28 protein-coding genes are annotated in these 23,854 nt (G+C 29.4%); 21 read left to right on the forward strand and 7 right to left on the reverse strand.

All coding sequences use genetic code 11. The annotated features are described in order from the left end of the window. The first annotated feature begins 7 nt into the window (after positions 1 to 7). The 5 genes from ACOQN8_RS13970 to ACOQN8_RS13990 are packed head-to-tail and all read left to right on the forward strand — an operon-like array spanning position 8 to position 3,052. Positions 8 to 793: a hypothetical protein gene (locus ACOQN8_RS13970; RefSeq protein WP_420553140.1), complete on the forward strand. Its 786-nt coding sequence runs from the start codon at positions 8 to 10 to the stop codon at positions 791 to 793. Between the two features lie 29 nt (positions 794 to 822). Then, positions 823 to 1,485, forward strand: a complete 663-nt coding sequence (locus ACOQN8_RS13975) for a lysoplasmalogenase (protein WP_420553141.1) — start codon at positions 823 to 825, stop codon at positions 1,483 to 1,485. 7 nt (positions 1,486 to 1,492) lie between these two features. Continuing rightward, positions 1,493 to 2,212, forward strand: coding sequence for a helix-turn-helix transcriptional regulator (locus tag ACOQN8_RS13980; protein ID WP_150898916.1), 720 nt, complete (start codon positions 1,493 to 1,495; stop codon positions 2,210 to 2,212). Between the two features lie 39 nt (positions 2,213 to 2,251). Then, positions 2,252 to 2,710 (forward strand): GyrI-like domain-containing protein, encoded by a 459-nt coding sequence (locus ACOQN8_RS13985; protein ID WP_420553142.1) that lies wholly within the window; start codon positions 2,252 to 2,254, stop codon positions 2,708 to 2,710. Beyond that, positions 2,711 to 3,052: a DUF1801 domain-containing protein gene (locus tag ACOQN8_RS13990; protein ID WP_420553143.1), complete on the forward strand. Its 342-nt coding sequence runs from the start codon at positions 2,711 to 2,713 to the stop codon at positions 3,050 to 3,052. A 60-nt stretch (positions 3,053 to 3,112) separates the two neighbouring features. Here the strand turns inward: ACOQN8_RS13990 and ACOQN8_RS13995 are convergent, their stop codons facing one another. Further along, on the reverse strand, positions 3,113 to 3,502 hold the full coding sequence (locus ACOQN8_RS13995) for a DoxX family membrane protein (protein ID WP_150898913.1): 390 nt from the start codon (positions 3,500 to 3,502) through the stop codon (positions 3,113 to 3,115). A gap of 136 nt (positions 3,503 to 3,638) precedes the next feature. Here ACOQN8_RS13995 and ACOQN8_RS14000 point away from each other — a divergent pair, with 136 nt between their 5' ends. The 8 genes from ACOQN8_RS14000 to porD all read left to right on the forward strand — a co-directional run bounded on the left by ACOQN8_RS14000 (position 3,639) and on the right by porD (position 10,060). Then, positions 3,639 to 4,655: an esterase-like activity of phytase family protein gene (locus ACOQN8_RS14000; RefSeq protein ID WP_420553144.1), complete on the forward strand. Its 1,017-nt coding sequence runs from the start codon at positions 3,639 to 3,641 to the stop codon at positions 4,653 to 4,655. A 28-nt stretch (positions 4,656 to 4,683) separates the two neighbouring features. Continuing rightward, a complete protein-coding gene (locus ACOQN8_RS14005; RefSeq protein WP_150898911.1) occupies positions 4,684 to 5,196 on the forward strand; it encodes a DUF6913 domain-containing protein in 513 nt (170 codons plus the stop codon). Beyond that, positions 5,196 to 6,071: a 4-hydroxy-tetrahydrodipicolinate synthase gene (gene dapA, locus ACOQN8_RS14010; protein ID WP_420553145.1), complete on the forward strand. Its 876-nt coding sequence runs from the start codon at positions 5,196 to 5,198 to the stop codon at positions 6,069 to 6,071. Before ACOQN8_RS14005 ends, dapA begins: the two co-directional genes overlap by 1 nt. 110 nt (positions 6,072 to 6,181) lie before the next feature. After that, on the forward strand, positions 6,182 to 6,697 hold the full coding sequence (locus ACOQN8_RS14015) for a ferritin (protein ID WP_150898909.1): 516 nt from the start codon (positions 6,182 to 6,184) through the stop codon (positions 6,695 to 6,697). A gap of 121 nt (positions 6,698 to 6,818) precedes the next feature. Continuing rightward, entirely contained in the window at positions 6,819 to 7,640 is an 822-nt protein-coding gene (locus ACOQN8_RS14020; protein WP_272148959.1) for an outer membrane protein assembly factor BamD, read from the forward strand. A gap of 3 nt (positions 7,641 to 7,643) precedes the next feature. Further along, positions 7,644 to 7,964, forward strand: coding sequence for a DNA-directed RNA polymerase subunit omega (locus tag ACOQN8_RS14025; protein WP_150898907.1), 321 nt, complete (start codon positions 7,644 to 7,646; stop codon positions 7,962 to 7,964). Between the two features lies 1 nt (position 7,965). After that, entirely contained in the window at positions 7,966 to 9,177 is a 1,212-nt protein-coding gene (gene coaBC, locus ACOQN8_RS14030) for a bifunctional phosphopantothenoylcysteine decarboxylase/phosphopantothenate--cysteine ligase CoaBC (protein WP_420553780.1), read from the forward strand. Next, positions 9,170 to 10,060 (forward strand): type IX secretion system protein PorD, encoded by an 891-nt coding sequence (gene porD, locus ACOQN8_RS14035; RefSeq protein WP_420553146.1) that lies wholly within the window; start codon positions 9,170 to 9,172, stop codon positions 10,058 to 10,060. Before coaBC ends, porD begins: the two co-directional genes overlap by 8 nt. Positions 10,061 to 10,133: 73 nt before the next feature. Here porD and ACOQN8_RS14040 read toward each other — a convergent pair whose 3' ends face one another. Beyond that, a complete protein-coding gene (locus ACOQN8_RS14040; RefSeq protein ID WP_420553147.1) occupies positions 10,134 to 10,343 on the reverse strand; it encodes a helix-turn-helix domain-containing protein in 210 nt (69 codons plus the stop codon). A 285-nt stretch (positions 10,344 to 10,628) separates the two neighbouring features. Between ACOQN8_RS14040 and recN the strand changes: the two genes are divergently transcribed. The 4 genes from recN to ACOQN8_RS14060 all read left to right on the forward strand — a co-directional run bounded on the left by recN (position 10,629) and on the right by ACOQN8_RS14060 (position 14,944). Continuing rightward, on the forward strand, positions 10,629 to 12,281 hold the full coding sequence (recN, locus tag ACOQN8_RS14045) for a DNA repair protein RecN (RefSeq protein ID WP_420553148.1): 1,653 nt from the start codon (positions 10,629 to 10,631) through the stop codon (positions 12,279 to 12,281). Between the two features lie 50 nt (positions 12,282 to 12,331). Then, the gene (locus ACOQN8_RS14050) at positions 12,332 to 13,144 is read left to right on the forward strand and encodes an enoyl-ACP reductase FabI (RefSeq protein ID WP_150898895.1); all 813 of its coding nucleotides are present in this window, start codon (positions 12,332 to 12,334) and stop codon (positions 13,142 to 13,144) included. 67 nt (positions 13,145 to 13,211) lie between these two features. Continuing rightward, on the forward strand, positions 13,212 to 13,991 hold the full coding sequence (locus ACOQN8_RS14055; protein WP_150898894.1) for a DUF3050 domain-containing protein: 780 nt from the start codon (positions 13,212 to 13,214) through the stop codon (positions 13,989 to 13,991). Continuing rightward, positions 13,991 to 14,944, forward strand: coding sequence for a glycosyltransferase family 2 protein (locus ACOQN8_RS14060; RefSeq protein ID WP_420553149.1), 954 nt, complete (start codon positions 13,991 to 13,993; stop codon positions 14,942 to 14,944). Before ACOQN8_RS14055 ends, ACOQN8_RS14060 begins: the two co-directional genes overlap by 1 nt. A gap of 47 nt (positions 14,945 to 14,991) precedes the next feature. On the opposite strand, the gene ACOQN8_RS14065 is transcribed toward ACOQN8_RS14060, so the two are convergent. The 3 genes from ACOQN8_RS14065 to prfB all read right to left on the reverse strand — a co-directional run bounded on the left by ACOQN8_RS14065 (position 14,992) and on the right by prfB (position 19,372). Next, positions 14,992 to 17,820 (reverse strand): M16 family metallopeptidase, encoded by a 2,829-nt coding sequence (locus ACOQN8_RS14065; protein ID WP_420553150.1) that lies wholly within the window; start codon positions 17,818 to 17,820, stop codon positions 14,992 to 14,994. 116 nt (positions 17,821 to 17,936) lie between these two features. Further along, positions 17,937 to 18,278 (reverse strand): arsenate reductase (glutaredoxin), encoded by a 342-nt coding sequence (arsC, locus tag ACOQN8_RS14070; protein ID WP_420553151.1) that lies wholly within the window; start codon positions 18,276 to 18,278, stop codon positions 17,937 to 17,939. Next, the gene (prfB, locus tag ACOQN8_RS14075) at positions 18,278 to 19,372 is read right to left on the reverse strand and encodes a peptide chain release factor 2 (protein WP_150898890.1); all 1,095 of its coding nucleotides are present in this window, start codon (positions 19,370 to 19,372) and stop codon (positions 18,278 to 18,280) included. Before prfB ends, arsC begins: the two co-directional genes overlap by 1 nt. Positions 19,373 to 19,406: 34 nt before the next feature. On the opposite strand from prfB, the gene ACOQN8_RS14080 reads away from it, so the two are divergent. Continuing rightward, complete coding sequence (locus ACOQN8_RS14080; RefSeq protein ID WP_420553152.1) at positions 19,407 to 20,426, forward strand: threonine aldolase family protein; 1,020 nt, start codon at positions 19,407 to 19,409, stop codon at positions 20,424 to 20,426. Between the two features lie 34 nt (positions 20,427 to 20,460). Here the strand turns inward: ACOQN8_RS14080 and ACOQN8_RS14085 are convergent, their stop codons facing one another. Then, positions 20,461 to 21,111 carry a hypothetical protein gene (locus ACOQN8_RS14085; protein ID WP_420553153.1) on the reverse strand — a complete coding sequence of 217 codons (651 nt, stop codon included), beginning with the start codon at positions 21,109 to 21,111 and terminating at the stop codon, positions 20,461 to 20,463. A 6-nt stretch (positions 21,112 to 21,117) separates the two neighbouring features. Continuing rightward, positions 21,118 to 21,612 (reverse strand): RNA polymerase sigma factor, encoded by a 495-nt coding sequence (locus ACOQN8_RS14090; protein WP_420553154.1) that lies wholly within the window; start codon positions 21,610 to 21,612, stop codon positions 21,118 to 21,120. A gap of 150 nt (positions 21,613 to 21,762) precedes the next feature. On the opposite strand from ACOQN8_RS14090, the gene ACOQN8_RS14095 reads away from it, so the two are divergent. The 3 genes from ACOQN8_RS14095 to ACOQN8_RS14105 are packed head-to-tail and all read left to right on the forward strand — an operon-like array spanning position 21,763 to position 23,853. Further along, positions 21,763 to 22,179 (forward strand): DUF2141 domain-containing protein, encoded by a 417-nt coding sequence (locus ACOQN8_RS14095; protein WP_420553155.1) that lies wholly within the window; start codon positions 21,763 to 21,765, stop codon positions 22,177 to 22,179. A 23-nt stretch (positions 22,180 to 22,202) separates the two neighbouring features. After that, complete coding sequence (locus ACOQN8_RS14100) at positions 22,203 to 23,564, forward strand: 2TM domain-containing protein (protein ID WP_420553156.1); 1,362 nt, start codon at positions 22,203 to 22,205, stop codon at positions 23,562 to 23,564. Beyond that, on the forward strand, positions 23,545 to 23,853 hold the full coding sequence (locus ACOQN8_RS14105) for a 2TM domain-containing protein (protein WP_420553157.1): 309 nt from the start codon (positions 23,545 to 23,547) through the stop codon (positions 23,851 to 23,853). The genes ACOQN8_RS14100 and ACOQN8_RS14105 overlap by 20 nt, the downstream gene beginning before the upstream one ends. Position 23,854 lies beyond the last annotated feature (1 nt).

Below are 23,854 nucleotides of genomic sequence, written 5' to 3' on the forward strand. Positions count from 1 at the left end.
CTGTTATATGAAGTTTTATCGATTATCAGCAAACAGTTTCCAATGGCATGCAGTTTTAGAAAGGAATAAGCTTCATAAAGTTGTAGTACCAATAAATAAGGATGAATTTATTGTAAAAGAAAATTATCCTATTAAAATGGAATTGGTAGATGCATATAACAATATTAAAGAGTGGAAGGAGGAAACTCCCTTTGTAGATATTATTCGCTGGTCAAATGATTTCACTATAGGTGGAAACCAACCAGAAAAAGCAGCATTGTTAATCATTAACAAAAGACTAAAGCAAGTATTAGAAAAGTATAGGTTGCCACTACATCGTTTTTATCCAGTACAGATGTATTGTAAATACACGAAAGAAAAAAAGGATAATTATTTTTTATTTCATATGATTGGAGATGGTGTATATGGCGATGAAAATGTGTATTATGAAAAGTGCACTTTTGAAGAGTATACTAGAGATGAAGATGATGAAAAAGTATTTGTTCGAAAATATCCTGAAGGTATAATCAAATCAAGTAAAGATTATATTGATGTTAAGATGAATAGAAGTGAAAAAATAGCTTTAGGATCTTATGAGGATATTGATATACCAGGAGATATGTATACTAATGATTTTAATTATATAGATAAGGTATTTAAATATAATTATGATGTTTTATGGGGTACACCAAACGTCATTTATGTAAGTGAAGAAATAAAAAATGAATTAGTAGCTTTAAATTGTACTAATGCACTTTTTATTGAAGTTCCATATAATATGGTTCGCCCTTTTGAGTATAAGAAAGAATTATAAATGAAAATAGTATTATAAATAAAAGTATAATGACCAAACAAACCAAAATCGCTATTACATCAATATTATTTTTGTTAGTAGCCATAACAGATGTATATGCAGTAATAACAGAAACTAAAAGTTTAGAAATAGAAATAATTTTTAAACCATTATTAATGACAACACTAGTAATAGTGTATTTGGTTTCAGTAAAAAAGCCTAATTTTTGGCTAATTTCCGCGTTGTTTTTCTCTTTTTGGGGAGATGTATTTTTGTTAGATGAAGTAAATTATTTTGTGTTTGGACTAGGATCATTTTTAATAGCACATATTATGTATATTAAAATGACATCGCAGCTTTTAAAAAAGCCATCTATAAATAAAATACTAAAAGCAGCAATTATTTTTATTGCATTATTTGGAGGAGTATTATTCTTAATTATTGATAACTTAGGAGAGATGTTGTTACCAGTAATAGTGTATGGTGTGGCAATTTCAGCATTTGGAACGAGTGCTTTATTAAATTATCAACAAGAAAAATCAACAGAAAACACCTGGTTATTATTAGGAGCAATTTTATTTATTGCCTCAGATAGTTTAATCGCTTTAAATAATTTCTATACACCTAAAAAATTATTCGTAATAGCTATTATAGTATTATATGTGGTATCTCAATACTTAATAGTAAAAGCTATGATAGCTAAAAAACAGTAATTTTAAAATGGAAAAGCCAAGACTTTCTCGGTTAACACAATTAGTAACTATGTTACAATCTAAACGATTGATAACAGCAAGAGAGTTGGCAGAAAAGTTCAATGTAAGTATCCGAACTATTTATAGAGATATTAGAACTTTAGAAAATTCAGGAGTGCCTATTGTTACTGAGGAAGGAAAAGGATATTTTTTACAGGAAGGGTATCAGTTACCGCCAGTAATGTTTTCGGAAGAAGAAGCAAATGCTTTAATTACAGCAGAACAATTAATTATAAAAAACAAGGATACCTCATTTGTAGAAAACTATTCAAATGCAATTACTAAAATAAAAGCTGTTTTAAAATATTCACAAAAAGATAAAGCAGATTTACTTTCAAAAAGAATTGTATTTCGATTCAATCAAGAAAAAGAGCAATCGAGTAATTATTTGATGCAGTTACAAACAGCAATTACAAATTTTCAGTTATTAGAAATAGAATATCATTCACTTCAAAATAAAACAACCAAAAGATTTGTTGAACCATTTGCGATGTATAGTACCAATTTAAATTGGTTGTTAATAGCTTTTTGTAGGTTGCGTAATGAATTTAGAGCATTTCGAATAGATTGTATACAAAAAGTTGTTGTAACTGGAGAACACTTTGAGTCTCATAATATGACTTTGGAAGATTATTTTAAGATGTATATTCAAAAATATTCTGATACCCCTGACAAACCCTTGTCATAAGCTGCTTTTATTTTTGTGTAAACATTAAAAAATATAACAATGAACACATTAAAAAAAGAAGCATTTTATGTAGTTGGAATTTCAATAAGAACTACAAATGAAAATGGAAAAGCAATGCAAGATATTCCTGCATTATGGCAACGGTTTATGAAAGAGGGTGTTATAAACAAGCTTTCAAATAGAGTAGGAGATGAAAGTTATGCTGTTTATACAGATTACGAAAAAGATCATACAAAACCTTATACAATGATTTTAGGATACAAAGTAGAAAACTTAGAAAACATCCCAGAAGGAATGATTGGTAAAAAAATTGAAGCATCTAGTTATGAAAAATTTGTAGCGAAGGGTGATTTAACAAAAACAGCAGTTGTTGATGAATGGATGAAAATATGGAATTCGGATATTAACAGAACTTATACATCCGATTTTGAAATCTACGGGAACAAAGCTCAAGACCCAACAAATGGAGAAGCAGAAATATTTATAGCAGTTCAATAAATGACAAATTTAGATAACTTTTATTTCGATAAAGAAGAACCAGTTAAAGGTTGTTTATTGGCGTTAAAAAGTATTATCCAAAATTATCATCCAGATTTAAAAGAACAATGGAAGTATCGGTTACCTTGTTTTATGTTAAAGAATAAAATATTTTGTTATTTGTGGGTAGATAGAAAAACTCAGTTCCCGTATATAGCTATAGGAAATGGAGTTAAAATAGAGCATCCAGATTTGATTCAAGGAAATAGAACTTTTGTAAAGTTGTTACTAATAAATCCGAATGAAGATATTCCCATAGAAAAGATTCATCAGATTTTTGATATGGCAATGAAATTGCATTAAAAAAAGCGAGTTTAGAAAGTTCTAAACTCGCTTTTCAGTTAACAAATTCAAAAAAGGAAATTATAATTTGTTTCCTATAAAAGGAATATCTTTTCTATTTATAATTAATAAAATAATACCAGCAATTAAAGTTATAACTGCACTAATAAATAAAGCACCTCCATCATTATTATGCTCTATTCCTAGTTTTGTCAAGTGTCCCATAATAGCACCACCCATAAGACCAACAGTTAAAATAGCTCCTAGCCATGTTTTTTTAGGAATAAATAATAAAATTGAAGCTATCAACTCTAAAACTCCAGTTCCTATTCTCATACTAGCTTCATTTTCTCCAGCTAGTTTAGTAAATAAATCTATACTTTCTTGAGCACCAGAGAATTTAAAAAACAAAGTTTGTAGCATAATAATAGCAGCTATCAGTTTTAAAATAAGTGGTAAATATTTTTTCATTATTATTGGTTTTGTTGTTTTAGACGAGCTCTTTTTTATTCCTTACATATACATAAAGTACTATTTTTGCTTTATGAGAAAAATTATATTTTACCTACTAGTATTTTCGGTATTAACAGGATGCAAAACCGAAAAAATGTCATTAAATTTTTTGAATGAATTTGTTGTTAAAGATTCTTTACAGTTTGAAAATGCAATTGTTGGAGGAATTTCAGGAATAGATTATTATAATAATGAGTATTATATGGTAGTTGACGATGCCAGAAATCCAAGAATTTTAGTTGGAGATATACTTATTGAAAAAGATTCAATAAAATCGGTAGAATTCAAAAAAACAATTGAAATAAAAGATACCACAAGTTCTTTTTATAAGAATAATGTGTTGGATTTAGAGTCTGTTTTCGTATACAATAATCAGTTTAATTTAGTTAGTGAAGGTTCTATAAGAAGAGGGAAAAATCCATCGATATTTACAACAAATATGCAAGGTGAATTTGAAGAAGAAATAACAATACCAAGTTACTTTGAAGCAAATTCTAAAGCAAGACCAAAACATAATGGAGCTTTTGAAAGTTCATCTAAAAGTTTTGATAACAAAGGGTTTTGGGCAGCAATGGAAGCACCATTAGAAGCAGATGGAGAAGAACCAACATTTCATGAAACTAAATCACCTATTAGAATTACATATTTTGACAATGTAACTCAAAAAGCAACTAAACAGTTTGCGTATCAACTAGAAAAAATTGATAAACCAGCAAAAGGAAAAATAAATTTAAATGGAGCTACTGCCATTTTAGAGTATGCTGAAAATAGTTTTTTTATTGTTGAAAGGATATACCAAAGTGGTTATGGAAGTTATGGAAATACGATTAGAATTTTCAAAGCTACAAAAACAAAAGAATCAACAAATACTCTAAGTATGTCATCGTTGAAAAATGAAAAATATGTGCCTTTAAAAAAAGAATTGCTTTTCGATTTCAACAATGTTAAAAATCAGTTGGGAGAAGGATTTATAGATAATATTGAAGGTATTACTTTAGGACCTAAATTATCTAATGGTAATCAATCATTAATTTTAGTTGCTGATGATAATTTTCAAGTATATGGAAAACAACTAAATCAGTTTTTATTATTAGAAATAGTGGATAAATAATGTACATTAGCATTCGTAATTTTTTAAAATGATAAGTAAATTCAAATATAAATCGATTCAGAAGGCTTATAATGGTTTTGTAGACAAGAATATACATAAAAACCATAAAAGTAATTTAATAAAAAAGGTTGCTATTTTATTAGATAATGAATCTCTGGTTAATGTAATGATATCTAATTTAACAAGTAAATTACCTTTTAAAAAAGAAAATATTACAGTACTAATATTTAGAGAGTATTCTAAAAAAGATGAAGAATCTCCATTGTTTTTTTCAGACAATGATTTTGGCTTTAATGCGAGTTTAAAATCAGACAATTTAAAAGAGTTTGTTAAAAAAGAGTATGATTTACTTATTAATTATACAAAGACTCCTAATTTATATACGAATATGGTAACTTTGTTATCACAATCTGATTTAAAGGCAGGTTTTGCAAATATTGACGATAGATTATATGATATTGTTATATCAGATGAAGGTCAAAATGAAGCAATTTTAAATCAGGAACTAAAAAAATATTTAACGATTTTAAATAAAATATAATGCAAAAATTTGTTGGTACTGGAGTTGCATTAGTTACTCCTTTTAACGAAGATTTAAGTGTAGATTTTGAAGCACTTAGAAGGTTAGTAAACTTTAATATTGATAACGGAATTAATTATTTGGTTATTAATGGAACAACCGGAGAAAGCGGTACTATAACAAAACAAGAAAAGGAAGAAATTATAAAGGTAATAGTTGAAGAGAACAAAGGACGATTACCTTTAGTGTTAGGAGTAGGTGGAAATAACACTCAAGTAGTTGTAGATGAGTTAAAATCGTTAGATTTATCAGATATAGATGCAATTTTATCAGTAGCACCTTATTACAGTAAACCTACGCAAGAAGGTTTTTACCAGCATTATAAAGCAATTTCATTAGCAAGTCCGAAACCTATTATTTTATATAATGTACCAGGTAGAACTTCAAAGAATATGGAGCCTGCAACAACTTTACGTTTAGCGAATGATTTTGAAAATATTATAGCGGTAAAAGAAGCAGGAAATAATCAGCAACAATATTTAGAATTATTAAAAAATAAACCTGAAGATTTTTTAATAATTTCTGGTGATGATGATTTAGCACTAGGTGTAGTATTAGCAGGAGGATCGGGAGTAATATCTGTAATAGGTCAAGGATTACCTAAAGAATTCTCTAGAATGATTCAATTAGGTTTAGAAGGTAAAAATAAAGAAGGTTATGAAATTCATTATAAATTAATGGATATTGTAAATTATATTTTTGAAGAAAATAATCCAGCAGGAATAAAAGCAGTATTAGAAAAACAAGGAATTTGTTTAGATAAAGTGCGTTTACCTTTGGTTACTGCTTCAGAAGAGTTGCAAACTAAAATTTCAGACTTTATAGATAATCTATAATTTGTCTAAAGAAAAATTCAATATAACTAAGACTACAATTGTTTAATTGTAGTCTTTTTTTAGCATCTTTGTATAAAGAAAGATCTAGTTAAATAGAATAGAGAGTAAATATGTTATCAAAAAAAATCGAAAAAGCTTTAAACGAGCAAATAAAAATAGAAGCAGAATCATCACAAGTATATTTATCAATGGCATGTTGGGCAGAAATTCAAGGATTTGAAGGAGTTGCACAATTTATGTATGCTCATTCAGATGAGGAACGTATGCATATGTTGAAATTGGTAAAGTTTGTAAATGAAAGAGGAGGGCATGCTCATGTATCAGAATTAGCAGCACCACCAACAGAATTTGGGTCATTTAAAGATATGTTTCAAACATTATTTGATCACGAAGTAATGGTGTCAAAATCAATAAACGATTTAGTGCATATTACATTGGAAGAAAGAGATTATGCAACACATAATTTCTTACAGTGGTATGTTTCTGAGCAAATAGAAGAAGAAGCATTGGCAAGAACTATTTTAGATAAAATCAACTTAATTGGAGACGATAAAGGAGGGTTGTATTTGTTCGATAATGATGTAAAGCAAATAGTTGTTCAAGGAGCTGATAATACGGCAGAGTAAGATTAACAAACATTTAGGAAATCTTTGGATTTTTTATAACAGATTTTATAGTTTATTGCAATACTCTATTTAGAGTAAAAAATCGTTTTAATAATCCATAAATAATCACTAATTTTGCCAGATGCAAAAAATTAAAAATTTAGCGTACTTATTTGTCATGCTTTTGATATTATCTTCTTGTGGAGAATATCAAAAAGTGTTGAATAAAGGGACTATAGAGGAACAATACAAAATGGCTGTAAAAATGTACGAAGCACAAAAGTACAGTAAAGCCTTACGTTTATTTGAAAAAGTTACACCATCTTATAGAGGTAAACCCCAAATGGAACGTATACAGTTTATGGTTTCACAGTCAAATTTTAATGTAAAGAATTATAGTTCAGCAGGGTACTATTTTAATAGATTTACAAGAAACTATCCAAAGAGTTCTAAAAGAGAAGAAGCTGCATTTTTATCTGCATTAAGTTATTACAAAGCAGCACCTCGTTTTAGTTTAGATCCAACAGATACTGAAAAAGCATTAGAAGCTTTCCAAGGATTTATAGATAATTTTCCAAATTCAGAAAAATTAGGAGAGGCTAATAAATATTACGCAGAGCTACGAGGTAAATTAGAAAAGAAAGCATTTGAAATAGCAAAGACTTATTATCGTACTGCTGATTATGATTCTAGAAATTATAGAGCAGCAATAGTAGCATTCGATAACTTATTATCAGATTATTTAGGAACTAAATATAAAGAGGAAGCTTTGTTTTATCGTTTAAAAGCAGCTCACGATTTTGTATTAAAGAGTACAGAACGTAGAAAAGCAGAAAGAATTAAAGCAGCAATTAAAGCTTACGAAAAATTAAAGAAAAACTTTCCTGAGTCTAAATTCATGAAAGAATCTGATATAATGTTATCTACATTAAATAAAGAACAAGAACAATTAGTTAAAAGTTAGAAAATGGATTATAAAGAAACGAAAGCAGCATTAAGTACTATAACTTATGACAAAGAAGCTATCGAAGCTCCAACAGATAATATCTATGAAGCTATTTCAATTATAGCTAAAAGAGCTGCACAAATTAATTCTGATTTAAAGAAAGAATTAGTAGATAAGTTAGACGAATTTGCTACTTATAACGACAGTTTAGAAGAAATTTTTGAGAATAAAGAACAAATTGAAGTTTCTAAGTTTTACGAGCGTTTACCAAAGCCACATGCAATTGCAGTGGAAGAATGGTTAAATGATAGAGTATATCACAGAACTCCAGACTCAGAATAATATGTCTGTATTAAGCGGTAAAAAAGTTTTACTTGGCGTTACCGCTGGTATAGCTGCATACAAAACAGCGAACTTAGTTCGTCTATTTATAAAATCAGGCGCAGAAGTCAAAGTAGTAATGACTCCTGCGTCTAAAGATTTTATTACTCCTCTTACATTATCTACATTATCTAAAAACCCAGTTCATTCAACTTTTTATGAAAAAGAAGATGAAAATGAACTTTGGAATAATCACGTCGATTTAGGATTGTGGGCAGATTTAATGATAATTGCTCCAGCAACTGCAAATACCTTATCAAAAATGACTAATGGTACTTGCGATAATTTGTTATTAGCAACTTACTTATCAGCAAAATGTCCAGTATATTTTGCACCTGCAATGGATTTAGATATGTATCAACATCCATCAACAAAAGACAGTATAAATAGCTTGGAAAGTTTTGGTAATATATTAATACCAGCAGCTTCAGGTGAGTTAGCTAGTGGACTTGTAGGAGAGGGACGTATGGCTGAACCAGAGGATATAGTATCGTTTATTGAAAATGATATTGTTTCAAAATTACCACTCCGAGGAAAAAAAGTATTGTTAACGGCTGGACCAACCTATGAGGCTTTAGATCCTGTTCGTTTTATTGGAAATCATTCCTCAGGAAAAATGGGGTTTGAAGTAGCCAAAACAGCAGCTAACTTAGGTGCTGAAGTTTATTTAGTAGCAGGACCTTCACATCAAAAGGTTAGCCATTCATTTATTCATAGAATAGATGTAAAGTCGGCACAAGACATGTATGAGGCTTGTCATAAATACTATAAAGAGGTAGATATTGCAATTTTATCTGCGGCTGTTGCTGATTATAGACCAAAAAATATAGCTACTCAGAAAATAAAAAAGAAAGAAACAGCGTTAACAATTGAGTTAGAACCAACAAAGGATATTTTAAAATCACTTGGTGAGATAAAAGAAAATCAATTGTTGGTAGGATTTGCATTAGAAACAAATAATGAAGTAGAAAATGCAAAAAGTAAAATTGCACGTAAAAATTTAGATTTAATTGTATTAAATTCGTTACAAGATAAAGGTGCTGGTTTTGCTACCGATACTAATAAGATAACTATAATTGATGCCAATTTCAACGAAAAATCATTTGATTTAAAATCGAAGAAAGAAGTATCAAAAGATATAATTAACGAAATAATACATAAACTAAATGCGTAAGTTTCTTTTTTTAATTTTTATTTTATCATCAGTTTTTACAATTCAATCACAAGAATTAAATGCATTAGTAACTATTAATGCAGATAAAGTTCAGAGTAGTAATAAACAAGTATATGAAACATTGCAAAAAGCATTAACAGAATTTATTAATGATAAGCAATGGACAAATAAAAAATTTAAACAACAGGAACGTATTAATTGTGCATTTACAATTATAGTAGACGAGCAAAGCGGAAATAATTTTAAAGCGAGCTTACAAATACAATCTACACGACCAGTTTATAATTCAACATATGCATCGCCAATTTTAAATATTAACGATACTAATTTTAATTTTCGTTACAATGAATTTGATCCATTAAACTTTAATCCTAATGTTTATGAATCAAATTTAATATCAACGATAGCGTTTTATGTATATGTTATCTTAGGAGTTGATGCAGATACATTTGCTTTAAAAGGAGGAACAAATTATTTGCAACAAGCAGAAAATGTAATGCTGCAGGCTCAATCAAATGGAGAAACAGGTTGGCAAAATCAAGTAGGAAAGCAAAACAGATTTGCATTGATAGATAACTTATTAGCATCAAATTTTAGTACATTACGTACCATTTATTATGATTATCATAGAAAAGGTTTTGATAATTTTGCTGATAATGTTGATGGAGCAAAGGAAGTTATAGAATCTAGTGTTATAAACTTAGATAAGTTGCATAATGTAGCTATCGGAAATTATATGATTCGTGTTTTCTTAGATGCTAAAGGAGATGAAATAGCAAGAATATTTTCTGATGGTAAGCCAACTAGAAAAGTTCAAGAAATGAGAAGCGTACTAGAAAAAATAGCACCAACTTATAAAGATAAGTGGAGAAAAATAGAATAAAAATTTAGTGCAAACTAAGAGTATTATAAAAGCTATAATGTAATAATCATTATAGCTTTTTTTGTGATGTTAATTATCCTAAAAATAGTTTTTCAAATGGTATTTCTAATACTTTAGCTATCTGATGCAAGCGAATAATAGTTAGGGTTGTTTTACCACTTTCTATCTTACTGTAAGCATTTTGACTAATTTGAAGTAGATTAGCCATCTTATCTTGAGAGAGTCCTTTCCTTAAACGTTCTAAGCGTATATTTTCTTTAATAATTTTAATATTCTCATCCATACTTTTCAATATGTCTTATATATCAAGACAATAAATAATTAGTTTGTATAAGTCGGGAGAATATAGCTTAACAAATTTATTAAATTAAAGTTATAAAAACAGTTTAAAAAGTGAATTTTAAGAAAATCAAAACCTAAGGTTGTATTTTAAAACTACAAGCTATAAAACAATAGAGTTATTAATTTAATAAGTAAAGTTTTATTAAATCTTATATTATTCTTTCTATAAAAATGAATTTTTAATTCCCTCAAAATCCTTACTTTTATTTTTTCTAAAAAGTGAGATTTGTTAACACATTTATCTATACATAATTATGCATTAATCAATCAATTATCGATTGATTACACAAAAGGTTTATCAATAATAACAGGTGAAACAGGAGCTGGAAAATCCATTTTATTAGGAGCTTTGGGCTTGGTAATGGGGAATCGTGCCGATTTATCATCTTTAAAGAATACAGAAAAGAAATGTGTAATAGAAGCACAGTTTGATGTAGAAGGTTATTCTTTACAAAACTTATTTAAGAAGTTAGATCTTGATTATGAAGCGGAGACTATTATAAGAAGAGAGATTTTACCTTCAGGAAAATCAAGAGCATTTGTAAATGATACACCAGTTACTTTATCGGTATTAACTTCTTTAAAAGGAAGATTGATAGATATTCATTCACAGCATCAGACTATGGAATTATCTGATGTAGGTTTTCAGTTCTCTGTAATTGATGCTTTGGCTAAAAATCAAGCAAAAGTAGCATCCTACCAAAGAGGAATGGTGAAGTATAATTCTCTTAAAAAAGAATTAAAAACACTTCAAGAAGAAACTGAAAAATCTAAAGAACAATACGAATATAACTTACACTTATTTAAAGAACTTGAAGAGGCTGACTTAAAAGAAGGTGAGCAAGAGATTTTAGAAGAAAAGCTTGATAAATTAAATAATATTGAAGAGATAAAATTAAATTTATCAGAAGCTTTACAAACTTCTATCAACGAAGAAATAGGAATTCAGAGTTTGCTTCACTCATTAGAAAATAACTTACAGAAAATTAGTTCTTTTTCTAAAAATTATGAAGAACTATCTAATAGAATCTCTAGTGTAAAGATAGAATTGGACGATGTTATTTCTGAATTAGAAACAGCCAATGAAGATGTTGAGTTTAATCCTAATGAGATTGAGGAATTAAATGATAGATTACAATTAATTTATAATTTACAAAAAAAGCATTCGGTAGATTCTATAAAAGAATTATTAGCTATTTATGAATCGTTGTCGGAAAAAGTAGCTCAAGTTGAAGATGCAGGAGGTTTACTAGAAGCAAAAAAATCAGAAATTAATGAGGTTGCTAAAAAGCTCGATGAAGTAGCAGCCATGATTACAAAATCTAGAAATAAAGCAATTCCTAAATTACAAAAGGAGTTAGAGTTTTTATTAGCAGAGTTAGGAATGCCAAATGCTCGTTTTTCAATAGAGTTAACCGATTCTGAAACTTATTTATCAAACGGAAAAGATAATTTAGCATTCTTATTTTCGGCAAACAAAGGAGGGAATTTTGGAGAGCTTAAAAAAGTAGCATCTGGAGGTGAACTTTCTAGAATTATGTTATCGATTAAAAAAATATTATCAAAAAATATACAATTACCAACCATTATTTTTGATGAAATTGATACAGGAGTATCCGGTGAAGTATCTAACAAAATTGCAAAGATTATGGAAGATATGGGAGCTAACATGCAGGTAATTACAATAACACACTTACCACAAATAGCAGCAAAAGGAGCAAGACATTACAAAGTATTTAAAGGAGAAGAAAAAGGAGTTACTACTTCTAACTTAAAAGTACTATCTGAAGAAGAGCGTATTGTGGAAATAGCAGAGATGTTAAGCGGGAAAGATATTTCAGAAAGCGCCTTAACCCACGCCAAAGAATTATTAAATTAAGGTATATTTGCTGAACAAACGAACAACTATATTTAAAAATATAAAATAATATGTATAACTTATTAAAAGGTAAAAAAGGAATTATTTTTGGAGCATTAGATGAAAATTCTATTGCTTGGAAAGTTGCGGAGCGTGCTCATGAAGAAGGAGCGGAATTTGTTTTAACCAATGCACCTATAGCAATGCGTATGGGGCAAATTAAAGAGTTAGCAGCAAAAACTGGATCTGAAATTATTCCTGCAGATGCTACTTCTATGGAAGATTTAACAAACTTAGTTGAAAAGTCTATGGAAATTTTAGGTGGAAAAATAGATTTTGTATTACACTCTATAGGAATGTCGGTAAATGTACGTAAAGGACGTCATTATACTGATTCTAAATATGATTTTACAACAAAAGGATGGGACGTTTCAGCTGTGTCATTTCACAAAGTAATGAACGTTTTATACAATAAGCAAGCTATGAATGAATGGGGAAGTATTGTTGCATTAACTTATATGGCAGCACAAAGAGTATTTCCTGATTATAATGATATGGCTGACAATAAAGCTTATTTAGAGTCTATTGCTCGTAGTTTCGGTTACTTCTTTGGAAGAGATCATAAAGTACGTGTAAATACAATTTCACAGTCACCTACACCAACAACAGCTGGACAAGGAGTTAAAGGTTTTGATGGATTTATTTCTTATGCAGAAAAAATGTCTCCATTAGGAAATGCTACTGCTTTAGAGTGTGCTGATTATACAATTTCATTATTCTCTGATTTAACAAAGAAAGTAACGTTACAAAACTTATTTCATGATGGAGGATTCTCTAACATGGGAGTGAGTGATGCAGTAATGGAAAAATTTACTGAAGAGTAATTTTTAGATAAAGAAAAAAATAAAATGCAAATCGTTAGATTTGCATTTTTTATTGATATATACAGTTATGAACACAATTTTACACATTGAGAAGGAGCTTGAATCATTAAGACAAGAGCTAAAAACACATGATTTATATACATCGTTAAAAGATATTGAAGATGTAAAAACATTTATGGAATCTCACGTATTTGCAGTTTGGGATTTTATGTCGTTGTTAAAAGCATTGCAACAAAATTTAACTTGTGTTAATTTACCGTGGCTTCCAGTAGCAAACTCAACTACAGCTCAATTTATAAATGAAATTGTATTAGGAGAAGAAACAGATGTAAATGAGTTAGGAGAGCCTAAGAGTCATTTCGAGATGTATATCGATGCTATGAGGCAAGCAGGAGCAGATACTTCTCAAATAGCTAAATTTATATCAAAACTTATTGATGGTGAAAATATTCAAGAAGCCTTACAAAGTGTAAACGCTATTGATGAAGTAAAAGAGTTTATAAACTTTACTTTTGAAGTAATAGCAACTTCTCAACCTCATATTATAGCTTCAAGTTTTACATTTGGTAGAGAAGATGTAATACCAGATATGTTTTTAGAAATAGTAAAAAATACTGAAGAAAAGGAAAGTTCTAATTATAGTAAACTTACTTATTATTTGAATAGACATATTGAATTGGATGGAGATGAACATGGGCCTTTATCATTAAAAATGATTGAAGAATTATGTGGTACAGATCAACAAAAGTGGGATGATGTATTGTACTATGCAAAAGAATCTTTAGCAAAAAGAATTAATCTTTGGAAAGGTATTACTAAACAAATAAATGAAAGTGTTTTAGTATAATGGAATTAAATTTTTCTATAATAGTTCCGGTATATAATCGGCCAAAAGAAATTGATGAATTATTAGAAAGTCTTACCAAACAAGATTTTCAGCATAATTTTGAAGTACTTATTATAGAAGATGGATCAGAGAATTCTTCAGAGGAAATAGTTGATAGCTATAAAGAGAAATTAAATCTTCATTATTTTTTTAAAGAGAATAGTGGGGCAGGAGCTAGTAGAAATTATGGAATGGAAAAAGCTTCTGGAAACTATTTTATTATACTTGATTCTGATGTGATTGTTCCTCAGCAGTATTTATCTGAAGTTTACCAAAGATTAGAAGAAAAATACACTGATGCTTTTGGAGGACCAGATGCTGCACATGAAAGTTTTACAACACTTCAAAAAGCAATAAACTACTCGATGACTTCTATTTTAACAACAGGAGGAATTAGAGGTAAGAAAAAAGGAGTTGGGAAATTTCAACCGAGGAGTTTTAATTTTGGATTGTCAAAAAAAGCTTTTCTAGCAACCAAAGGTTTTTCTAAAATGAAAACTGGAGAAGATATCGATTTAAGTTTTCGATTATGGGAAGAAGGTTTTGAAACTCAATTGATAGAAACAGCCTATGTGTATCATAAGAGAAGAAGTACTATAAAACAATTTTTTAAGCAAACTTTTTCTTTTGGGACAGCAAGGCCTATCTTAAATAAAAAATACCCAGAAACAGCTAAAATCACTTTTTGGTTTCCAAGTTTATTCATTATTGGATTAGATATTGCTATTATAACAGCCTTATTTGGAATATGGCAGTTTTTAGCTTTTTATGGAGTTTATTTTACTTTTCTATTCATCGATTCATTATTTCAAAATAAAAGCTTTAAAGTAGCTTTTTTTAGTATTATAACTACACTTACACAGTTTTATGGATATGGTTTGGGATTTCTTCAATCTCAATTTATAAAAAAATAAAAGCTCCCAATTTCTTGAGAGCTTTTTTATTTATCTACTAATCAATATTATTTTTCAGGATTTAATACTCCTAGAATATAACCATTGGTTAAATATTTTTTAGCAACTTTCTGAATATCTTTTTTAGTTAAAGCATTTACGCGATCTTCAAAAGATGTAGCATCAGAATCATCATTCTTTTGGTAGTCAACATTTTTAATTGTTCTTAACCAAAAACGATTTTTCTTAAGATCTTCTTTATGATCAGCAATCATTGCTTTTTTAGTTTTCATTAAATCTTCTTCAGTTGGACCATTTTTAACAATGTCAGCAACTTGATTAACAGAAATTGTTTTTAATTTCTCAACATTTTCTGGAGCACAAGGGAATGAAATATTAAAACGATACCATCCGTATGGCATTTTTGAAATACGTCCTCTAGTTCTAGAAGAATAAACTCCTCCTTCTTTTTCACGTAATTTTTCAGTTAATTTAATACCTACAATTTCTCCTAAACTAGTAAAAGCTAAAGCGTCTTTCTTATTGTATTTAGCTTTACCTTGGTAAGTAATACTTACGTTACTTTTTGGATCTTTACCTTTCAATACAGTTTTTGAGTGTGATCCTGATAAAGGTCTGAAAGAACTTACTTTGTATGATTCATTAGAATTTTTACCAGGTAAACTAGCTATATATTTCTTAGAGAACTCTGCAAGTTTATTCTCATCAACGTTACCTACAAAATAGAAGTTAAAATCACCAGCATCAGCAAAACGCTCTTGGTACTTCTTATAAGCTAAATTATAATCAGCTTTTTCATATTTTTCAGGTGTTGGAAAACCAGTATAACGAGTATTTCCTTCGTTCATAAATTCAGACATTTCTTTTTGAAAGAAGAAGTTTGGACTAGCTAATAAGTTTCCTAAGAATCCTTTTTGCTTGTTAACATATGATTTAAATGCTTTTTCATCTTTATTTAAAGAAGTGAAATATAAATGAACCATTTGGAAAAGCTCTTCTAAGTTTTTAGGAGAAGCAGAACCTCTAAACCCTTCACTTAATCCACCAATATATGGATTAACACGTACAATTTTACCAGACATCATCTTAGATAAGTCATTTTTAGAGTAGTTGTTAATTCCAGCTTGCGATAATGCTCCATTAGCAAAAGAAGTAGCTTTTAACTCTTCATCTGTGTATAAAGAAGTACCTCCAAAACTGAATGCATCAAATAAAATTTCATCATTTTTAAAATCAGTCTTTTTGAAAGTAACTTTAGCACCGTTGCTTAATACAAATGTTTTAGTACCTAATTTTTTGTTTTCAGTTGTTTTAACAATTGTTCCAGCAGTTGGAGCTTTAGTAATTAAAGAAGTAGCTACAGCTTTATCTTCATAAGGCTTTAAATCTTTTGTTTTTACATTGTTTAAAGCGTCTAAAACTTGTTGTTCAGTTACTACCTTTTTAGGTCCAGTAATAACAACTACACGATTATCATCATGTAAAAAGTTTTTAATAATGTTGTTAACTTCATCAAGTTGAACAGAAGGTAATAACATTTGGTGAGCTTTGTATTCCCAATCAATACTAGGGATTGGTTCTTTGTCTAAATAGTTACTTACGTATTCACCAACAATTCTGTTAGACTCTCTTTTATCTTTGTCTTTAAAAGCTTTTTCAATACGAGCAACTACATTCTTTTTAGCTCTATCTAATTCACCTTGTTTAAATCCATATCTCTTTACACGCTCGCTTTCGTCTAATAAAGCTTGTAATCCTTTTAATTGACCATCAGCACTAGTTCCAGCCATAGATTGGTAAGCGTTTTTACCTCTAGCCCAAGTACCTCCATGGTAACTAAATCCGTAAACAAAAGGTGGCTTTTCGCTGTTACGTAATTCGTCTAAACGATTGTTTAACATTTGAGCGAATAAAGACTTCACTAAAGAGTTTCTATAGTCACCAACAGTTACTTCAGGTTTAGCTTCGTCATAATCTTTGTACATTAATTGTACTCTAGAAAAAGGAGCTTCTTTATCAGCTTCAATAGCGATAAAAGTTTCTTTATGATTCTTTAAAGGAGCAACCTCTCTTTTTCTTGGGTTTTTAGCCGCAGGAATTTTACCGAAGTGTGATTTAATTTTTTCTTCTAAGGTTTTTACGTCAACATCTCCAACAGCAACAACAGCCATTAAATCTGGACGGTACCAATCTTTATGAAAACGACGAATACTTTCATGTTTAAAGTTTTCGATGCTTTCTTTAGTTCCAATAGGTAATCTTTGAGCATATTTAGAACCATGCATTACCTTAGGTAAGTATTTTTCTAACATACGACTGTCTGCACCTCTACGAGAACGGTATTCTTCTAAAACAACACCACGCTCTTCATCAATGTCTTTTCCTTCTAATAATGCTCCATGTGCCCAGTCTTCAAGAATTTGAAAACCTTTTTCTAACTTAGTTTCATCATCACTTGGAATAGGTAAAATATATACTGTTTCATCAAAACCAGTATAAGCATTTAAGTGTGCACCAAATTTTACACCAATAGATTGTAAATAATCTACTAATTCATTTTTCTTAAAGTTTTTAGTACCATTAAAGTTCATGTGCTCCATGAAGTGAGCTAAACCTAATTGGTCATTATCTTCAAGAATAGATCCAGCGTTGACAGCTAAACGTAGTTCAACTTTGTTAGCTGGTTTAGGGTTTTGTTTAATGTAATATGTAATTCCATTAGATAGTTTACCTATCTTAACTGAAGGATCAGTTGGAATTTTCATAGAACGAATTTTTTCCTTTTTAGAAAGCTGTTGCTTTCTTTCTTTGGCAATTTGACTGTAACCAGATGTGGCTATCAAAGCGAGGGATAACCCCCATAAAATTTTTCTCATAGTATTATCTATAAATTGATTGAATTGCTAATATACTATGATAAAATTAGAAACTAAAAGTTTAGTTGTTAATTAGTGTTAAAAAAAAGGCTCTCAATTTTTTGAGAGCCTTTTTTTTAAATAATATCTAAAATATTTTCTGGAGGACGTCCAATAACAGCTTTGTTGCCATTAACAACAATAGGGCGTTCTATAAGTTTAGGGTTGGTTATCATTGCATCTATAATTTCTGAATCAGATAAATCTTTTCCTTTAAACTCTTCTTTCCATATTTTTTCATTTTTTCGGACTAATTCAATAGGGGATATGTTAAGTAAGCTAATAACTTCTGTTAATTCTTCTTTACTAGGAATATTATCTAAGTATTTTACTATCTCAAATTCTTTTCCAGATTCTTCCAAAATTTGTAAACCGTTGCGAGATTTACTACATCTATTGTTATGGTATATTTTTATCATTATTTTTCTTTTTGTCCGTTTAACATTAAATAAGCCTTTAAAAAAGGATTAATATTTCCATCCATTACAGCATCCACATTACCAGTTTCGTGAGCTGTACGAACATCCTTTACAAGTTTGTACGGATGCATTACATAGTTACGTATTTGACTTCCCCATTCATTTTTCATCTTATTGGCTTCAATATCGGCACGAGCAGCTAAACGTTTTTGTAACTCAATCTCATATAATTGTGATTTAAGCATTTGTAAAGCAGTAGCTCTATTATCGTGTTGAGAGCGTGAATTAGAACATTGAATTTGAATTCCAGTTGGTTTATGGTGTAATTGAACTTTAGTTTCTACTTTGTTTACATTTTGTCCACCAGCACCACTTGAACGTGCAGTTGTAATTTCAATGTCAGCAGGGTTTATTTCAATTTCTATAGAATCATCAGCAACAGGATACACATATACAGAAGCAAAAGATGTATGACGCTTGGCATTGCTATCAAAAGGGGAAATTCTAACTAAACGATGTACACCGTTTTCACCTTTTAACCATCCGAAAGCATAATCACCCTCAACTTCAATTGTTACTGTTTTAATACCAGCGGTATCTCCAGCTTGGTAGTTTAAAGTTTTTAATTTAAAACCTTGTTTTTCTGCCCACATGGTATACATACGAAATAACATCTCGGTCCAATCACAACTTTCAGTTCCTCCAGCACCAGCTGTTATTTGTATGGTAGCACTTAAACTATCTCCTTCATCAGATAGCATATTTTTAAATTCGATATCTTCTAAGTAAGTAGCGGTTTTTTCAAATTGTTCAACAACTTCAGCCTCTTCAACATCTCCTTCTTTATAAAAATCGTATAAAACCGTAAGATCTTCATTCATTGTAACAATTGAATTATAATCATTTACCCATTTTTTTTTAAAACGAAGGGATTTCATTAATATCTCAGCTTCTTTCGGATTGTTCCAAAAGTCAGGATCCGCAGTTTTTTCTTCTTCATTGTTAATTTCAATTAACTTCTTGTCAATTTCTAAATAACCTTTTAACTTGCCGATTCGTTCAGTAACATTTTTTAACTGTTCGTGTGTAATCATAATGCAAAAATACATTTAAAAATCGTAGTTAAAAATGGAAATAAACTTAATAAGCGATACAGTAACAAAACCAACCGAAGGAATGCTAAAAGCAATGATGAATGCTGAAGTTGGCGATGATGTGTTTGGTGCTGATCCTACTGTAAATTTATTACAAGATAAAGTTGCCAAATTATTTGGAATGGAGGCGGCTTTATTTTTCCCATCAGGAACCATGGCAAATCAAGCGGCTATAAAGATACATACGCAACCTGGTGATAGAATGTTTTGCGATAAATGGGCACATGTGTATAATTACGAAGGTGGTGGAGCAGCTTTTAATTCAGGGATAACTTCATATTTAATTGATGGTGATAGAGGAATGTTTACAGCAGAACAATTAGAAAATGCTGTATCTGGTAGAGCAGATATTCATGTTCCTTTTAATCGATTAGTTTGTATTGAAAATACAACTAATAAAGGAGGTGGTGCATGCTGGGATTTTGAAGAATTAGTAAAAATAGGTAAAGTAACCAGAGATTATAATTTAGCATATCATTTGGATGGTGCTCGTTTGTTTAATGCATTAGTTGCTAAAAATGAAACACCTCAACAATATGGTGAATTGTTTGATACAATTTCTATTTGTTTATCAAAAGGATTAGGAGCACCAGTGGGGTCAGTTTTAGTAGGAAGCAAAAAGCATATAGAAAGAGCATTACGTGTACGTAAGTTATTTGGAGGAGGAATGCGACAAGCAGGTTTTTTAGCTGCAGCTGGAATTTATGCATTAGACAACTTAATAGATCGTTTAGCTGATGATCATTCAAGAGCAAAAGCAATAGGTGAGGTTTTAGAAAATTGTTCGTATGTAAAAAAAGTAGAGCCTATTGAAACCAATATTGTAATCTTTTATGTAAATGATAATATTGATTCAATGGACTTTATTGAAAAAATGAAGCAAAAAGGTATTTTGTTAATTTCTATGGGAGAAGGCAAATTACGAATCGTTACTCATCTTGATTTTACAGATGAGATGTTAACTATTTTGCTTGATGAATTAAAATCATTCTAATAAAAAAGAGGAAGTTTTAACTTCCTCTTTTTTATTAGTTTAAATCTTCGAGTTTAGATAACTCTTTATAGTTTTTATTTAATTTTCTTAATAGAACTCCGTAGATTATTCTATAGAACAACCAAAGGATAAGTACCATAAATCCTAATAAGAAAACAGTAGCTACAATTAATGAAATTAATAAGTGCTGTTTATTGTCAGGCGTTGCAATTCCTTGACTATGATAATAATCTATTAACAAATCTAAATCTGAGAATACAAAACATAGCAGAAAAACATTTGCAAGTACTACATATAAAAGATTAAAATATACATAGTATTTTACTGTTTTTCTTGTTTTTAAAATTTTCTGAAGTAAGACTTTGGTAGTATCAGAAATAGAAATTGATTTATAATTTTTATAAAAAAAGTATAAGAATACAACTATAACAAAATAATGAAGATATACACTTACCTTAACTAAGCTATTTAAATGTAATTGCTCGTATACTTCTGTATAGGATGATCCTACAAAAAAGATGTTTAATCCAGCCCAAAATATGAGCTCTAAAATTCCAATAATAAAAATCCATTTAACAATAGATGACGACTTGGAGTGAGCCATCTTATAGATATCAACTTTAGAAACTCTATCGGTTTCTTCTGGCTGATTATCCCATGCTTTTTTATACTTATCTAAATCCATTTATTATTATGGGTTTAATATTTTTTTTAATTTTTCTTTAGCTCTGTTCATTTTTACTCTTGCATTTACTTCACTAATACCTAATGTTTCTGATATTTCTTTGTAAGGTTTGTCTTCTAAATACAAAAAGATAAGAGCTTTATCAATATCGTTTAGTTTTCTAATAGCATTATATAATGCTTTCAGTTGTAATTCTTCAGTCTCATCATAATCTTCAGCCTTAATTTTAAAAGTGTAGTCGGTAATGTCTTGAGTTTTTACAGTTCTGGTAGATTTTCTGTACAAAGAAATAGCAGTATTTAATGCTACTCGATACATCCATGTACTAAATTTAGCATCACCTCTAAACTTACTATAGTTTTTCCATAACTGAATTGTTATCTCCTGAAATAAATCATTGTGTGCATCTTGGTTGGTAGTATATATTCTACATACCTTATGTACAATGTTTTGATTTGCTTCAAAATCAGATAAAAATTTATTTTCTAGTTTCTTTTCCACTAAGTTTAGTCCAGTTGATAAATTATAAGTAGCTCAAAAATACAAATTGTTACAGTTCATCCTAAAAAAAATACAATTGAGTTCCTTTTAGTTTTAAAAACAGCTTAATGTCTAGACATTTGTAGTGTATTAACCAACAAATTAAAAGAGATGAAATTTTTTACAACAGTTTTTTTAGTAAGCTTGTTTTTTATAGTAGGAAAAATATCAGCACAAAATAGAACGGTGACAGCAACAGTTATGAATGCTACAACGGATGAAGGTAAAATAAGTTATGCTTTGTTTACTAAAGATAATTTTAGAAAAGAACCAGTTTTAGCAAAAACGTCAAAAATTACTAAAGGAAAAAGTACCGTAGTTTTTGAAAATGTACCTGAAGGAGAGTATGCACTTATTTGTTTCCATGATAAAAATAACAACGATAAAATGGACTTTGAACCGAATGGTATGCCAATGGAAGATTATGGAGTGTCTACTAATAATATAAATCGGTTTGGACCTCCTCAATATGATCAAATCAAATTTTTAGTTGATGATAAAAATGTATCTTTAGAAATTAGATTTTAATCACAATATTTAGAAGACAAAAGATGAAAACAAGAGCAGAAATATTCTCTCCAAAGGAATTAAAAAAAGGTGTATTCTTAGCTTTAAAAATTACATTAATATTTGGAGTATTCTTTTTCTTAATAGGAGGAGGGAGTTATACGATTAAAGGTTTTCTAATGTCGTTAAGTATATCTGCTTTATATTCTTTTGGATTAGGTTTTGGGCAAGGGCTTTTAAACGATTATTTAAGTACTAAGTGGGATTGGGTAACTAAAACGAATACACGTGTTTGGGTAGGTATAGTAGCTACTTTTTTATATACAGTACCAGCTATTTTAATAATAGATTATATACTGTTTATAATAATACAAGGAAGAGATATAGCGTTGTTTTTTAAGAGCCCCTTACTATGGATTCACTTATTTTGGATACAATTTTCTTTTGGAGTTTCTGCTTTTTTACATGCAAGAGGTTTCATGTTAGAGTGGAAAAGAGCAGCAAATAAAGAAACTACGCAGCATGAAATAGTAGCAAAGACTGAAACAGCGAAGTTTGAAACATTAAAAAGTCAATTAGACCCTCACTTTTTATTCAATAGTTTAAATGTATTAACCTCTTTAATAGGTGAAAATACTAGACAAGCTGAAAGGTTTACTACTAAATTATCAAAAGTTTACCGATATGTTTTAGAGCAAAGGAATAAAGAATTAGTACCAATAAAAGAAGAGTTACAATTTGCTAGAACATATATGGAATTGTTACAAATGCGTTTCGAAGATGCTGTCAAATTTACAATACCAAGTGAGATAAGTAATCCAGAGTTAAAAATAGTTCCATTATCGTTACAGTTGCTACTAGAGAATGCAGTAAAGCATAATGTAGTTTCTTCAGCAAAACCTTTGGAAATAAAGATTTTTGAAGAGAATGGATTTTTACAAATTCAAAATAATATAAACCCTAAAGAAGCAATAGGTAAGAGTACTAAAGTAGGGTTAAGGAATATAGCAGATCGTTATGGTTTAATAACTAACAGAGCTGTTGAAATAAAAAATAATAATAAAACATTTACAGTGAGTTTACCACTGTTAACAAAATCAAATACAATGAATTATAATACAAACGATTTAGAGAATAGTAAGTATGTAAAAGCAGTTGAAAGAGTAGAGAAGTTAAAAGAGTTCTATCAAAACTTAATATCATACTGTTTAGTAATACCTTTTTTAGTTTTTATCAATTTAAAGACGTACTCAGGTTTCCAGTGGTTTTGGTTTCCAATGATAGGTTGGGGAATAGGTTTAGTTTTCCATTATTTAGAAGTGAATAATTACAATTTATTCTTAGGTAAAAATTGGGAGGAGCGTAAGATCAACGAGATTTTAAAAGATGAAGAAAAATATAGATAAGATGGAAAGAGAACACACAGAAGAGTATAGGTACGCCAGAGCAAAAAAGAAGGTAGAAAAGATAAAAGGTTTATACATACATTTAATAGTAACAGTTTTAATAATTCCAGTCTTAATTTTTATCAACTTAAAGTTTGTACCTGATCATTACTGGTTTTATTACCCAATAATTGGGATGTCAGTAGGATTATTTTTTCACTGGATGGGAGTCTTTGGATTTGAAAGAATAGGATTTGGAAAAGATTGGGAAGAACAAAAAATTAAAGAATTTTTAAAAGAAGAAAAGTAAT

This window comes from Tenacibaculum aiptasiae (genome assembly GCF_965221665.1).
Lineage (GTDB): Bacteria > Bacteroidota > Bacteroidia > Flavobacteriales > Flavobacteriaceae > Polaribacter > Polaribacter aiptasiae.

Bases quoted from the DNA above. Each gene is read 5' to 3' on its own strand.
- dapA (WP_420553145.1), top strand. From the start codon at position 5,196: ATGCAAAAATTTGTTGGTACTGGAGTTGCATTAGTTACTCCTTTTAAC.
- ACOQN8_RS14050 (WP_150898895.1), top strand. From the start codon at position 12,332: ATGTATAACTTATTAAAAGGTAAAAAAGGAATTATTTTTGGAGCATTA.
- arsC (WP_420553151.1), bottom strand. From the start codon at position 18,278: ATGATAAAAATATACCATAACAATAGATGTAGTAAATCTCGCAACGGT.
- ACOQN8_RS14025 (WP_150898907.1), top strand. From the start codon at position 7,644: ATGGATTATAAAGAAACGAAAGCAGCATTAAGTACTATAACTTATGAC.
- coaBC (WP_420553780.1), top strand. From the start codon at position 7,966: ATGTCTGTATTAAGCGGTAAAAAAGTTTTACTTGGCGTTACCGCTGGT.
- ACOQN8_RS14095 (WP_420553155.1), top strand. From the start codon at position 21,763: ATGAAATTTTTTACAACAGTTTTTTTAGTAAGCTTGTTTTTTATAGTA.
- ACOQN8_RS14005 (WP_150898911.1), top strand. From the start codon at position 4,684: ATGATAAGTAAATTCAAATATAAATCGATTCAGAAGGCTTATAATGGT.
- ACOQN8_RS13970 (WP_420553140.1), top strand. From the start codon at position 8: ATGAAGTTTTATCGATTATCAGCAAACAGTTTCCAATGGCATGCAGTT.
- ACOQN8_RS13985 (WP_420553142.1), top strand. From the start codon at position 2,252: ATGAACACATTAAAAAAAGAAGCATTTTATGTAGTTGGAATTTCAATA.
- ACOQN8_RS13990 (WP_420553143.1), top strand. From the start codon at position 2,711: ATGACAAATTTAGATAACTTTTATTTCGATAAAGAAGAACCAGTTAAA.
- ACOQN8_RS14085 (WP_420553153.1), bottom strand. From the start codon at position 21,111: ATGGATTTAGATAAGTATAAAAAAGCATGGGATAATCAGCCAGAAGAA.
- ACOQN8_RS14105 (WP_420553157.1), top strand. From the start codon at position 23,545: ATGAAGAAAAATATAGATAAGATGGAAAGAGAACACACAGAAGAGTAT.
- ACOQN8_RS14065 (WP_420553150.1), bottom strand. From the start codon at position 17,820: ATGAGAAAAATTTTATGGGGGTTATCCCTCGCTTTGATAGCCACATCT.
- prfB (WP_150898890.1), bottom strand. From the start codon at position 19,372: ATGATTACACACGAACAGTTAAAAAATGTTACTGAACGAATCGGCAAG.
- porD (WP_420553146.1), top strand. From the start codon at position 9,170: ATGCGTAAGTTTCTTTTTTTAATTTTTATTTTATCATCAGTTTTTACA.
- ACOQN8_RS13975 (WP_420553141.1), top strand. From the start codon at position 823: ATGACCAAACAAACCAAAATCGCTATTACATCAATATTATTTTTGTTA.
- ACOQN8_RS14055 (WP_150898894.1), top strand. From the start codon at position 13,212: ATGAACACAATTTTACACATTGAGAAGGAGCTTGAATCATTAAGACAA.
- ACOQN8_RS14060 (WP_420553149.1), top strand. From the start codon at position 13,991: ATGGAATTAAATTTTTCTATAATAGTTCCGGTATATAATCGGCCAAAA.
- ACOQN8_RS14000 (WP_420553144.1), top strand. From the start codon at position 3,639: ATGTCATTAAATTTTTTGAATGAATTTGTTGTTAAAGATTCTTTACAG.
- ACOQN8_RS13995 (WP_150898913.1), bottom strand. From the start codon at position 3,502: ATGAAAAAATATTTACCACTTATTTTAAAACTGATAGCTGCTATTATT.
- ACOQN8_RS14015 (WP_150898909.1), top strand. From the start codon at position 6,182: ATGTTATCAAAAAAAATCGAAAAAGCTTTAAACGAGCAAATAAAAATA.
- ACOQN8_RS13980 (WP_150898916.1), top strand. From the start codon at position 1,493: ATGGAAAAGCCAAGACTTTCTCGGTTAACACAATTAGTAACTATGTTA.
- ACOQN8_RS14020 (WP_272148959.1), top strand. From the start codon at position 6,819: ATGCAAAAAATTAAAAATTTAGCGTACTTATTTGTCATGCTTTTGATA.
- ACOQN8_RS14080 (WP_420553152.1), top strand. From the start codon at position 19,407: ATGGAAATAAACTTAATAAGCGATACAGTAACAAAACCAACCGAAGGA.
- ACOQN8_RS14040 (WP_420553147.1), bottom strand. From the start codon at position 10,343: ATGGATGAGAATATTAAAATTATTAAAGAAAATATACGCTTAGAACGT.
- ACOQN8_RS14100 (WP_420553156.1), top strand. From the start codon at position 22,203: ATGAAAACAAGAGCAGAAATATTCTCTCCAAAGGAATTAAAAAAAGGT.